This is a genomic window from Chitinophaga sp. (assembly GCF_036569185.1).
In the GTDB taxonomy this organism is placed as follows: Bacteria; Bacteroidota; Bacteroidia; order Chitinophagales; family Chitinophagaceae; genus Chitinophaga.
The window spans coordinates 1-11,684 of record NZ_DATCRD010000128.1 but is presented as its reverse complement, the minus strand read 5'-3'; the positions used below and the strand labels follow the sequence as shown (position 1 = coordinate 11,684).

The window sequence follows — 11,684 nt, the reverse complement described above, 5'->3', positions numbered from 1 at the left end:
AGCCGGTTTGGTGATCTCGTGAAACACGATACGTTTGGTACTTACCGGGTCCAATCCCAGTACCTCGCACAAATGCCATGATATAGCTTCCCCTTCACGGTCCTCATCCGTTGCCAGCCATACCTCGTCGGTATCCTTCGCCAGCTTCTTCAGCTCTTTCACCACCTTTTCCTTATCTTCCGGGATCACATACTTTGGCTTGAAGTTATTATCAATGTCTATCCCCATGTCATCCTTCTCCAGATCACGTATGTGACCGAAGCAGGACTTGACTTCGAAGTCTTTGCCCAGTATTTTTTCTATGGTCTTGGCTTTCGCCGGGGACTCAACTATAACTAAATTTTTTGCCATGTACGCTTCTTTAATGTGCTGCTAAATACGCAAAATTCTGTTAAATAATTACTTCAATGAATTCCGCAATAATATAAAAGTACCTTCAAATTAAAAAATAAGGTCACTTTTAAACGTTAAAATACGTTGTAATGTAATGAAAAAAACGGGTACCCGCTAAAACACGTATATTAGGAACCACGAATCAGATCGATACCGGCGGTTTGTTATTTTAAAATTAAATATAATGGATGTAGTTATCGTTGGCACTGGCAATGTTGCGCATTGTTTCGGGCATCTCCTCAAAATTCATGGTCACCAGGTGAAACAGGTGGTGAGCCGGCAGAAAGACCATGCGAGGGAGCTGGGAGAGATGCTCCATGCAGATTATACGAACGATCTGCAGGATATAAATATGGACGCAGATGTGTACCTGCTTGCGGTAAGCGATGCTGCCATCCCGGTGCTGAACGACGAACTGCGCCTGGGAAAGCGTATGGTAGCCCATACGGCGGGAGCGGTGCCGCTGGGAGCCATCTCCCGGATATCGTCCAACACAGGGGTGGTGTATCCGTTACAGTCCATCCGCAAGGAGGTGAAGAACTACCCGCCCATCCCCGTGATGCTGGAAGCCAGCAACGACGAGGTGCTCCGGCGGCTGCAGTCGCTGGCCCAGAGCATTTCCGGCAGCGTTACGGTTACTAATTCCGAACAGCGGCTAAAATACCACCTTACCGCCGTGCTGTGTAATAATTTTACCAATCACCTGATTGCACAGGCAAAGGCCTATTGTGAAAAGGAGCAGCTGGACTTTAATTTATTGCAACCTATTATAAAGGAAACCTTCGACCGGCTGGAGAAATTTGCTCCCGAGCAGGTACAAACCGGCCCGGCGTTGCGGCAGGATGATGCCACCATGAGCCTGCACCGCGATCTGCTGGCCGGCGATCCCTACCTGCAGCTGGTTTACCAGGTCATGTCAGACGCTATTTATCAATTCCATAATAAATAGGGAATAATCGATTGTTAATGCGTAATTGGCTATTTTTGGCCCCATGAACGTATTGGCTTTATTTAAATCTATCACCACCTTTGTACTGGATGTGGATGGCGTGCTTACGGATGGTACGCTGCAATTACTGCCCGGCGGCGAAATGTCGCGCAGAATGAACATAAAGGATGGCTATGCGCTGCAACTCGCAGTGAAAAAGGGTTACCGCGTGGTGATCATCTCCGGGGGAAAATCGGAAAGTGTGGTGAGCAGGTTACAGGGACTGGGTATAAAAGATATCTATACAGGGGTACACGATAAGCAGGAGAAACTGCAGGATTATGTTTTTGAAAATGATCTTCGCTGGGACGAGATATTATATATGGGAGATGACATCCCGGATTATCTGCCTATGCAACTGGTAGCTTTACCCACCTGCCCCGCAGATGCAGCAGCCGAAATAAAAAGTATTTCGAGATATGTGTCCCCTCTGCCCGGGGGCCATGGTTGCGTAAGAGAGGTGATGGAAAAAGTATTGAAACTGAACGGCCATTGGTTAATGGATGAAGGAATCGCATCGAAATAATAAAAGAGAAAACTATGAAGCTCTGGGCTGCATTTTTTAAGCTGATCAGGTACCCAAACCTGGTATATATTGCTCTCACCCAGTTTTTACTGCAATACTGCGTAGTAGAGCCGGTGTTACGCAGCTCCGGCGAGGAGCCATCGCTACCGGTTCCCCAGTTTATTTTACTGAGCCTGTCTACCGTACTGGTAGCCGCAGCGGGTTATATTATCAACGACTACTTTGATATTAATATAGACATCGTTAATAAGCCGGATAAGATGGTACTGGATAAGATCATCAGCCGGCGCTGGGCAATGGCCTGGCATACTATGCTAAACCTGGCGGGCGTATCGCTGGGGTTTGTGGTGGCATGGAAAACCGGGCAGTTCTATCTTGGTTTTACACAGGTGATCTGTTCGCTGTTGCTCTGGTTTTATTCCACTTCTTTTAAAAGGCAGGTGCTGATCGGCAATGTGGTCATTTCCCTGTTAACCGCCCTGGCGGTAGTAGTGGTGGGGTTTTATGAAAGCCAGATCTATCACAGCTTTGAAGCCATCATCTCACCTACCGGCCGGAAACTGATCCAGATCATCGGGGTATATGCATTATTTGCTTTCCTTATTTCCATGGTGAGGGAAATTGTGAAAGACCTGGAAGATATGATGGGCGACAGTAAAGACGGGTGCCGCACCCTGCCCATCGCCTGGGGCGTACTGGCAGCCAAGCGTTTTTGTAATGCCCTTTTACTGGCGCTGGTAATTATTATCCTGCTGGTGGAGATCAGGGTATGGATACTGGGCTGGTATGTGGCCATTGGTTACCTGCTCCTGTTTGTGCAGGCGCCCTGTGTTTACATTTATGTGGCGCTGAAAAAGGCCAGTCTCCCGGAACATTATCATAAAGTAAGCTCGCTGGTAAAAGTGATTATGCTTACGGGAATTTTATCAATGATCTTTTTTAAACTTTATTTATAGAGATGTATAACCGTGCACCCGTTGTACTGGCTTCCCAGTCGCCGCGCAGAAAACAATTACTGGAACAGGCCGGAATTCCTTTCCAGGTGAAGGTGATAGAAACCGCAGAAACTTTTCCTCCTGAATTAGCCATAGCAGATATCCCCGTTCATATTGCCCGTCAGAAAGCCGCCGCGGTACAGGAGTTGTGCGCGCCCGGCGATGTGATTATTGCTGCAGATACCGTGGTGGTGCTGGACGATGATATTATCGGCAAGCCAAAGGACCGGCAGGATGCTATTGACATTTTATCGCGGCTCAGCGCAAGGGAACATCGTGTAGTCACCGGCGTTATTATCCGCCAGGGAAAAAAGGAAGTCGCTTTTTCCAAAACAACGGCCGTGCATTTCAAGCCGTTAACCACTGAACAGATCACTTATTATGTGGACGGGTACAAGCCTTTCGACAAGGCCGGCGCCTATGCTATCCAGGAGTGGATCGGCGCTGTGGGAATAGACAGTATCAACGGTTGTTTCTATAATGTAATGGGGCTACCGGTAAGCAGGGTAGTGGAAGAGCTGGAAAATTTTTAATCAATAAGAACGGCGCAGGGAACTGCGCCGTAATCATGATTGGTTTTTGCTTATTACATCTCTTTATTCCAACACGAGAATATTCACATCTTTATTTTTCAGCCAGCCGGCGTCTCTCAGTTTCTGCAGGTTGATAGTACCTACTACATAGCGCCATTCGGTAGACTCATATTTTTCAGAGATATTAAAGAACTCTGCCAGGTCCACCTGGTCGGGCGATTTGTAGCGCAGGTATACTTTCAGTTTCACATCGTTGGTAAAGCTGGGCTGGTTGTTTTGTTTGATCTTTTTGTATTCGTAGCGATAGTTGTACACCAGTGCGGAGATATCCGATAACACAGCGCTGCCGGTGGCTGTGCCACCTGCGCCTTTACCTACAAAGAACTGTTTGTCGGTGAATGCGCTTTCCAGCAATATACCATTGTATTCGTTGTACACATCGTAGAGCAGGTTATGCTCTTTGATCAGGTGGGGCAGTACATAAGAGAATACATTTCCGTTCTGGCGGCGGCATTGTGCAATGAGTTTGATGGTACAGTTCCTTTGTTTGGCAAACTGGATATCAAAATCATTCAGGTGATGGATCCCGAAGTTGAACACTTCTTCCGGTTTCACAAAAGTGCCGAATGCGTGCAGCAGCAGGATCACTATTTTGAATTTCGGATCATACCCTTCGATGTCCAGTGTAGGATCTGTTTCCGCGAAACCCAGGTCCTGCGCCTGTTGCAGGGCGGTATCGAAGCTGAGGTTCTCTTCAAATATTTTTGTAAGAATATAATTCGTAGAGCCGTTACAGATACCTTCTACCGCATTGAGCAGGTCGTTGTCGTAGTATTCTTCCAGGTTACGGATAATGGGAATACTTGCGCAGCTGGATGCTTCATACAGGAAGGGCACTTTGTTTTCCGCCTGCAGCTGGTATAATGCCGGCAGGTTTTCTGCGATCATGCGTTTGCTGGCGCTTACCACGGCTTTGCCGTTGCTGAGCGCTTTGCTTACTATTTCAAAGGCCGCTTCAGTGTCATTGATCAGTTCTACTACAACGTCAATGGCAGGATCTTCGAGGATTTCATTTTTATCTGTCGTAAAATAACTGCTATCGATGGGCCTTGATTTATTAGGGTCTTTAATACAGATCTTTTTGATCCGTGCATTAATACCTTTTGTCCTGTTCAAAACTTCATAGAGTCCTTGTCCTACGACGCCGAATCCGAAAATGCCTAAATTGATGATCTTGTTTTCCATACTTTTTTTGAGCTTGCTGCCTTCGCAATCAGTCTTTCGCTGTGCAGAGATGATCAGTTTCCGTACCTTGAAAGTGGTGTTACCAATTACTAATGGCTTTATTGTAAAACTGTAATTTGCTTGCCGGCCGGATGGTTTAGTTTATCCAGCGCCTGTTTCAGGTCGTTGATCAGGTCATCGGCATCTTCGATGCCTACTGATAAACGGATGCAGGAATCCTGCAGTCCTGTTTTTCTCCGGAATTCTTCCGGGATGGTACGATGCGTCATGGTAGCCGGGTGGGCCAGCATGCTTTTCACGCCGCCAAAGCTTTCTGCCAGCTTAAATAATTTGGTAGCGTTTACGATACGGATCGCATTTTTGATATTGTCGCTTTTCAGGGAAAAGCTTACCAGTGCGCCATAATTTTTTTGTTGTTTACGGGCGATGTGGTGGTTTTTATGTGTAGCCAGTCCGGGATAGAAAACCTTGTCCACAGCGGGATGCGTAGCCAGCCAGTTAGCGATGGCGCTGGCGTTGCTGCATTGTTTTTCCAGGCGTAGGTATAGTGTTTCAATACCGCGTATAGTGAGCCATGCCTCAAAGGGGCTGAGTATACTGCCGGAAATATTCTGGTTATAGCGGATCTGGTCTGCCAGTGTTTTTGAGTTCACTACTACCAGGCCGGCGATCACATCGCAATGGCCTGCCAGGTATTTGGAGGCGCTGTGGATCACGAGGTCGGCGCCCAGCGTTAAGGGCTGTTGCAGTAATGGGGTGCTGAAGGTATTGTCTACCGCCAGCAGGATATTATGTTGTTTAGCAATTTTGCTGATAGATTTAATATCAGATACCCGCAAAGTGGGATTTGTGGGCGATTCCAGCCAGATGATCTTTGTATTGGGCGTAATGGCGGCCAGCACTTTATCGAGGTTGCTGGTATCAACAAAGTTCACTTTGATCCCAAAGCGTTCAAACATGTGGTTAAAGATCTGGAAGATGCCACCGTAGGTATCTTCCACGGCCATGATCTCATCGCCGGACTTTAACAGCTTCAGCACCGCATCTATGGCCGACATACCGCTGGCAAACGCAAACCCGGCAAACCCTTCTTCCAGGTTGCAGATGAGGTCTTCCAGCACTTTTCTCGTGGGGTTGTTTGCCCGTGAAAACTCAAAGCCTTTGTTGATGCCGGGTGATTCCTGCACAAAAGTGGACGTTTGATAGATAGGCACAGAAATGGCGCCTGTCAGTTCGTCTACCGGTATGCTGTGAATCAGTTGTGTAGCTGTTTTCATGTTATAAATTATTTTTAATGATGTTCAATGTGCACAATTGCCAACTGCAACGATATCATTAAAGATCAACTTAAACAACAACAAATCCATAAAAGGGGCGGGGAGCGGGCATAAAAAAAGCTCTCCCGTTTGTTGGAAGAGCTCTTTTAGAAAGTTATATATATCTGTGAAGTATTATCTCTGCCAACTTATCTTTCCCCGGTTTGCACCAGGGCAGGAATTAGCACCTTTTTCCCGATCATAATAATCAGGAAAGGTTGCTAAGGCATCGCAGGGCCAAGTCCCTCCGCCTTTCTGGATAAGTGATGTGTAAGAACTGGCGCAAAGGTAATATCACTTTAGGGAGATTTCCAAATTGGAGTTGTTTTTTATTTATTAACCGGTGTTTTATTACCTTTGGATGATATTATTTTATACCCAACCATATCTTTATGTTTGTTAACCCGTTGCTCTCAGAAGAGCTGTTCCAGCATATCTGGGCTTTCCGGCTATTTAAGCAGGATCATCTGACCACCACCGGCGGAGAGTCGGTACAGGTATTGTTTCCCGGTGTTCATAACCACAATGGCGGGCCGGATTTTTCGGCCGCAAAGATCAGGATCGGCGCTACTTTATGGGTAGGCCAGGTAGAGCTGCACCTGCGCACATCCGACTGGTTCCGGCATGGGCATCAGCATAATGCGCAATACGGGCGTATTATCCTGCATGTGGTGTTTGTGCACGACATGCCCGATGTTGTTACCGGGAATGCGCCCTGCCTTGAATTACAGCAGCATATTCCCAAGGTGCTCCTGCAGCGTTATGAGCAACTGAAAACATTATCGCCTTTTGTGCCTTGTGCGCCGCATGCCCTGCAGGTGCCACAACTGATCTGGCTCAGCTGGAAGGAGCGGTTGCTGGCGGAGCGATGGGAACGTAAGATCAGCAGCCTGCGGGCCTGGCTGCAGCATAATCATTACAACTGGGAGGAGGTGTGCTATTGGGCCGTGGCGCAGAGCTATGGCACACCGGTAAATGCCCTGCCCTTCCTGCAGGTGGCGCAGTCGCTTCCCTATAAAATGCTGATGCGGTACCGGCACCTGCTGCTTCAGGTAGAGGCGTTGCTGTTTGGGCAGGCAGGGATGCTGGAAACCCCGCAAACAGACGGGTATGCGTTACAGTTACAGGATGTTTACGGGCACCTGCAGCACAAATTCCGGCTCAGCCCAATACCTGCCCATCACTGGAACTGGCTGCGGATGCGGCCTGCCGCTTTCCCTACGATGCGGCTGGCCACTTTTGCCGCGTTGCTGCAGCAATCCACCCACCTGTTCTCCCGGATACTGGAAGCCCCCGATGTAACGGCGCTGGAACAACTGTTTTTCGTGCAGCCATCGGCGTACTGGCATACGCATTACCGTTTCGGGCACCCTGTTGCGCGCACACAACGGCCCGGGAAGCAGGCGGTACAAGGTATCCTGATCAACACGGTGCTGCCCCTGTTGTTCCTGTACGGACAGGATAAGAATGGCAAATATTACCAGGAAAAGGCCCTGCATTTTCTCCAGCAGCTGCCGCCGGAGAGGAATCATATTACCAACAGCTGGAGCCAGCTGGGCATTGGCCAGGAAAGCGCCCTGGAGTCGCAGGCGTTGCTGCAGCTGAAACAACACTACTGCGATGAGAAAAGATGCCTGCAGTGCGCCATAGGAGTGAAGATCATTTCAGGCGTGTAGCGCCTTCGGCGCTGGTAAATTGTCTTGGAGCAGGATTACGCTGATTTTACTGATTAGCTTGATTTTTATTTTCTGGATTTATAAAAGAAAGGGAGATAGAAGCGATATGTTTACTTTTATCTCCCTTTCAGATTATCAAAAAATCCAAAGAACAAAAATCAAGTTAATCAGTAAAATCAGCGTAATCCTGCTCCAAGACAATTTAAACCGCCGAAGGCGGTGCACTACCAATTAAAGGTGACGTTTTGTACAATATCCGGGTGCACGCTCATGGCCACCGGGCAGGTATGTGCCGCCCTTTCCAGGATGGTGCGTTCCTTTTCACCAAGGCCATGGCCTTCCGGGAAATCGAATACGATGGTGACGCCCGTGATACGGCGAGGGTCTGTGCCCATTATTTTCTGAACGCTTACTTTGGTGCCTTCAATAGCCCAGTTATTATCCATCGCCTTGATGCCCATAATGCTGAGCATACAGGAGCCCAGGGCGGTGGCTACGAGATCGGTGGGAGAAAACTTTTCACCCCTGCCACGGTTATCAACAGGTGCATCTGTTTCGATAACAGTGCCTGATTGCAGATGGGTGGCGGTGGTACGTAACTGGCCGTTATAGACTATAGATGCTGTTTGCATGATATCTTTTTAAATGATCAATCCGTAAAATTAAATGTATTTTTATTATAAGTGTATCCCTGGCAGTAAAGGTCGCTGGTAAACTAAAAAAAAATTAGCTACGTTTGTAATATATACATAACAATACCTTTGTTCAAGCGTTTATTTATTATAATAATAGCCCACTGTGAAAAAAATATACTTAATCCTGTTTTTAGCAACAATATCCGGCGGTTTGTTTGCACAAACCACCACCCGGCAGCAAAGCACCAAGAAAAGTGATAAGGAACAGCGTAAGCTGAAAAAGATCTCCATTTTCCGCGAACAGGAAGAAGGAGAGAACGTTTTCCAGCGTGATTTTTCTGCAGGAGCAAGGCTGAATACCGACGGGTGGTCTGGTTTTGCGGAAATGGGATACCGGAAAACGAGGAAAAAGGTGAATTATTTCCAGTTTGAATTTGGAGAGAAGAAGAGCAACAAGGAAGTAAAAGTTAACAGCGGGTATGCCTTTACCCAGCGCCCTTACATCTACGGTAAACAGAATAATTTTTACCAGGCAAAGCTGGGTGTGGGCCAACGGTACCTCATTGGCGGTAAAGCCAATAAAAACGGGGTGGAAGTAGACGCTGTTTATTATGGCGGCGTATCCCTGGGACTGGTAAAACCTTATTATCTGAATGTGCAGAATGAAAACGGTGAAAACGTGGATATCAAGTATACCCCTGAAACTGCTGATCTTTTCCTGCACAAGGAACAGATCAATGGCGCGGGCGGTTTCGGAAAAGGATGGAACAACCTCAGCGTGGTACCGGGGTTACATGCTAAATTGGGTATGCGGTTCGATTGGGCCCATTTCAACGAGGTAGTGAGCGCCCTGGAAGTGGGAGTGAATGGTGAATATTATACTAAAAAGATCCCTATTATGGTGGTAGTAGATGGAGTTGACCATAATAAACAGTTCTTTTTTAATGCATATGTCAGCATCCAATTCGGGAAGCGCTGGAATAAGAGATAAGTATTAACTTTGCTTTTCTAAAGAAAGGAATAAGCGATGCAAGAACTACCCGTAATAGCCGCCGAACCGGCTACAACAAGAGTGAAAAAGCCCGACTGGCTGCGCGTTAAATTACCCATAGGCGAGAATTACAAGCAGGTTAGAAACCTGGTAGATACCCATAAATTACATACGATCTGCGAAAGTGGTAACTGCCCCAATATGGGCGAGTGCTGGGGAGCCGGCACTGCTACTTTTATGATCCTGGGAAACATCTGTACCCGTAGCTGCGGCTTTTGTGCGGTAGCCACCGGCAGGCCGGAAGCGGTGGATTTCGATGAGCCGCAACGTGTGGCCGAAGCCATTTACCTGATGAAAGTAAAACATGCCGTTATCACCTCTGTAGACAGGGATGAGCTGAAAGACGGCGGTTCCATCATCTGGGCCAACACCATCAATGCCGTAAGGGCGCTGAATCCTGAAACCACCATGGAAACCCTTATCCCGGACTTCCGTGGCCAGTGGGAAAACCTCCAGCGTATCATTGATGTGGCGCCTGAAATAGTATCACATAACCTGGAAACGGTAGAACGCTTAACCAAACAGGTGAGGATACAGGCCAAATACCACCGTAGCCTGGAAGTGATCCGTCGCCTGAAAGAAGGTGGCATGCGCACCAAGAGCGGTATCATGCTCGGTTTGGGTGAAACAAAAGAAGAAGTGGTACAGGCCATGCAGGACCTGTACGATAACGGTTGTGATGTGGTAACGCTGGGCCAGTACCTGCAGCCTACGCCAAAACATTTACCCGTGGCGCGCTTCGTTCACCCGGATGAATTTGCAGAATTACGCGAGATAGGTTACAACATGGGACTCGACTACGTAGAGTCAGGACCGTTAGTAAGATCATCCTATCATGCAGAAAAACATATTGTCAGCGGTCGTAATAAAGGATGACCGGAACTGATTTTCACTTATTTGTTAAAATCCACCCTTTTGGGTGGATTTTTGTTTTCATAACGTTATCTTAGCGCCCGAATTCGTTTTACCTAAACAACAGGATTGTTGTACACCTACTTCACTGTTATACGTTGTATTCAAATACCTGGAACCACCGTGGAAACCGTGCGAATAAGTTCCAGATGATTTTGAATCCGCGACTCTCTAATCAACCTACCTGTTTGCTGTAATCATTACAGCTTAACATGTTTTTGCGGCAATTAAAATGTTGTGATGCGGATAGCACTGCAACAAAATACGGGACAATAATGCTATGCCATTAAAAGCCGGGCTTTTTTTATGTATGCATTATTTTCTCTCGATTGGTACAATGATGAACTGAATGTCAAAAGCCTTTTATGAAAAGAGCATTTTATTTGTTAGCTGTGGCATGCGGATTAATGATAGCCCCGCAGGTATTTGCACAGCAATCTACTGACTCCCTGTTAACCAGCGCTACCCTGCAGGAATGCGTAAAGTACGCGCTTGCCCACCAGCCGGTTATCAGGCAGTCGCTCATTGATGAAGCGATCACGGACAGGACAGTAAAAAGTAAACTGGCCGATTGGTATCCGCAGGTAAACCTGGATTATAACATCCAGCATTACCTGGAACTGCCCACCTCAATTTTTGGCGGTAATCCTACCAAAGTAGGCGTGGCCAATACTTCTACTGCCTTGTTCGGACTGAACCAGAACCTCTTCACCCGGGATCTTTTACTGGCCACCAATACGGCCAGGGATGTACGGAAACAAAGCAGACAAACTACCAGGCGCAACCAGATAGACCTGGTAGCTGATGTAAGTAAGGCCTATTATGATGTGCTGCTTACTACCGAACAGATCAAAGTGCTGAATGAAGATATTACCCGCCTGGAAAGAAGCCTGAAAGATGCAAATAACCAGTATGCCAGCGGTGTGGTAGATAAAACCGATGCCAAACGCGCTACCATTTCGCTGAACAATGCGCGGGCACAACAAAAGGCAGCACGCGAGCTGCTTACTTCCAAACAGGCTTACCTGAAGCAACTGATGGGATACCCGCTGAACAGCGGAGATGTGCCGCTTACAGAAGATTCTGCAGCTGTGGCTGCACAGGTAACCGGCGCAGATACCCTGCTTACTGCAGATTATAAAAACCGCATCGAATACCAGTTACTGGAAACGAATCAAAGCCTGCAGCAGGCCAACCTGAAGTATAACAAATGGAGTTATCTGCCCACAGTATCTGCATTTGTCAACTACTCTTTTGCTTACCAGAATGAGCAGTTCGGTAAATTGTACAGTGAAAATTATCCGAACTCCTTACTGGGATTGAAATTATCCTTACCCATTTTCCAGGGAGGAAAAAGAGTGCATAACATCCGTATGGCAGAACTGCAGCTGCAGCGTACCCAATGGGATTTTGC

The 11,684-nt window shown here is 47.3% G+C and carries 12 protein-coding genes and 1 riboswitch; of the genes, 8 read left to right on the top strand and 4 right to left on the bottom strand.

Going from position 1 to position 11,684, the window contains the following annotated elements; all coding sequences use genetic code 11:
• Nucleotides 1-351: toprim domain-containing protein (locus VIM72_RS08950; protein ID WP_332002495.1), on the bottom strand; the 351-nt coding region annotated here is incomplete at its 3' end.
• Nucleotides 352-577: 226 nt separating this feature from the next.
• Between VIM72_RS08950 and VIM72_RS08945 the strand changes: the two genes are divergently transcribed.
• Genes VIM72_RS08945 through VIM72_RS08930 form a run of 4 tightly spaced genes read left to right on the top strand, consistent with a single transcriptional unit; the run spans nucleotide 578 to nucleotide 3,435 of the window.
• A complete protein-coding gene (locus VIM72_RS08945; protein ID WP_332002494.1) occupies nucleotides 578-1,342 on the top strand; it encodes a Rossmann-like and DUF2520 domain-containing protein in 765 nt (254 codons plus the stop codon).
• A gap of 43 nt (nucleotides 1,343-1,385) precedes the next feature.
• Nucleotides 1,386-1,907, top strand: a complete 522-nt coding sequence (locus VIM72_RS08940) for a KdsC family phosphatase (RefSeq protein WP_142683384.1) — start codon at nucleotides 1,386-1,388, stop codon at nucleotides 1,905-1,907.
• A gap of 14 nt (nucleotides 1,908-1,921) precedes the next feature.
• Complete coding sequence (locus VIM72_RS08935; RefSeq protein WP_332002493.1) at nucleotides 1,922-2,863, top strand: geranylgeranylglycerol-phosphate geranylgeranyltransferase; 942 nt, start codon at nucleotides 1,922-1,924, stop codon at nucleotides 2,861-2,863.
• A 2-nt stretch (nucleotides 2,864-2,865) separates the two neighbouring features.
• Entirely contained in the window at nucleotides 2,866-3,435 is a 570-nt protein-coding gene (locus VIM72_RS08930; RefSeq protein WP_332002492.1) for a Maf family protein, read from the top strand.
• 63 nt (nucleotides 3,436-3,498) lie between these two features.
• On the opposite strand, the gene VIM72_RS08925 is transcribed toward VIM72_RS08930, so the two are convergent.
• Nucleotides 3,499-4,680 carry a homoserine dehydrogenase gene (locus VIM72_RS08925; RefSeq protein WP_332002491.1) on the bottom strand — a complete coding sequence of 394 codons (1,182 nt, stop codon included), beginning with the start codon at nucleotides 4,678-4,680 and terminating at the stop codon, nucleotides 3,499-3,501.
• 98 nt (nucleotides 4,681-4,778) lie between these two features.
• The gene (locus VIM72_RS08920) at nucleotides 4,779-5,957 is read right to left on the bottom strand and encodes a trans-sulfuration enzyme family protein (RefSeq protein ID WP_209863946.1); all 1,179 of its coding nucleotides are present in this window, start codon (nucleotides 5,955-5,957) and stop codon (nucleotides 4,779-4,781) included.
• 185 nt (nucleotides 5,958-6,142) lie between these two features.
• A riboswitch (SAM riboswitch) is annotated at nucleotides 6,143-6,262 on the bottom strand.
• 126 nt (nucleotides 6,263-6,388) lie between these two features.
• Between VIM72_RS08920 and VIM72_RS08915 the strand changes: the two genes are divergently transcribed.
• On the top strand, nucleotides 6,389-7,672 hold the full coding sequence (locus VIM72_RS08915; protein WP_332002490.1) for a DUF2851 family protein: 1,284 nt from the start codon (nucleotides 6,389-6,391) through the stop codon (nucleotides 7,670-7,672).
• 224 nt (nucleotides 7,673-7,896) lie between these two features.
• On the opposite strand, the gene VIM72_RS08910 is transcribed toward VIM72_RS08915, so the two are convergent.
• Nucleotides 7,897-8,304 (bottom strand): OsmC family protein, encoded by a 408-nt coding sequence (locus VIM72_RS08910; protein WP_332002489.1) that lies wholly within the window; start codon nucleotides 8,302-8,304, stop codon nucleotides 7,897-7,899.
• A 166-nt stretch (nucleotides 8,305-8,470) separates the two neighbouring features.
• On the opposite strand from VIM72_RS08910, the gene VIM72_RS08905 reads away from it, so the two are divergent.
• The 3 genes from VIM72_RS08905 to VIM72_RS08895 all read left to right on the top strand — a co-directional run.
• Complete coding sequence (locus VIM72_RS08905; protein WP_332002488.1) at nucleotides 8,471-9,298, top strand: hypothetical protein; 828 nt, start codon at nucleotides 8,471-8,473, stop codon at nucleotides 9,296-9,298.
• A gap of 36 nt (nucleotides 9,299-9,334) precedes the next feature.
• The gene (gene lipA / locus VIM72_RS08900; RefSeq protein WP_079468971.1) at nucleotides 9,335-10,234 is read left to right on the top strand and encodes a lipoyl synthase; all 900 of its coding nucleotides are present in this window, start codon (nucleotides 9,335-9,337) and stop codon (nucleotides 10,232-10,234) included.
• Between the two features lie 401 nt (nucleotides 10,235-10,635).
• Nucleotides 10,636-11,684, top strand: a 1,049-nt coding sequence (locus VIM72_RS08895; RefSeq protein WP_332002487.1) for a TolC family protein, incomplete at its 3' end; no start/stop codon positions are given.

Bases quoted from the DNA above. Each gene is read 5' to 3' on its own strand.
- VIM72_RS08945 (WP_332002494.1), top strand. From the start codon at position 578: ATGGATGTAGTTATCGTTGGCACTGGCAATGTTGCGCATTGTTTCGGG.
- VIM72_RS08940 (WP_142683384.1), top strand. From the start codon at position 1,386: ATGAACGTATTGGCTTTATTTAAATCTATCACCACCTTTGTACTGGAT.
- VIM72_RS08935 (WP_332002493.1), top strand. From the start codon at position 1,922: ATGAAGCTCTGGGCTGCATTTTTTAAGCTGATCAGGTACCCAAACCTG.
- VIM72_RS08930 (WP_332002492.1), top strand. From the start codon at position 2,866: ATGTATAACCGTGCACCCGTTGTACTGGCTTCCCAGTCGCCGCGCAGA.
- VIM72_RS08925 (WP_332002491.1), bottom strand. From the start codon at position 4,680: ATGGAAAACAAGATCATCAATTTAGGCATTTTCGGATTCGGCGTCGTA.
- VIM72_RS08920 (WP_209863946.1), bottom strand. From the start codon at position 5,957: ATGAAAACAGCTACACAACTGATTCACAGCATACCGGTAGACGAACTG.
- VIM72_RS08915 (WP_332002490.1), top strand. From the start codon at position 6,389: ATGTTTGTTAACCCGTTGCTCTCAGAAGAGCTGTTCCAGCATATCTGG.
- VIM72_RS08910 (WP_332002489.1), bottom strand. From the start codon at position 8,304: ATGCAAACAGCATCTATAGTCTATAACGGCCAGTTACGTACCACCGCC.
- lipA (WP_079468971.1), top strand. From the start codon at position 9,335: ATGCAAGAACTACCCGTAATAGCCGCCGAACCGGCTACAACAAGAGTG.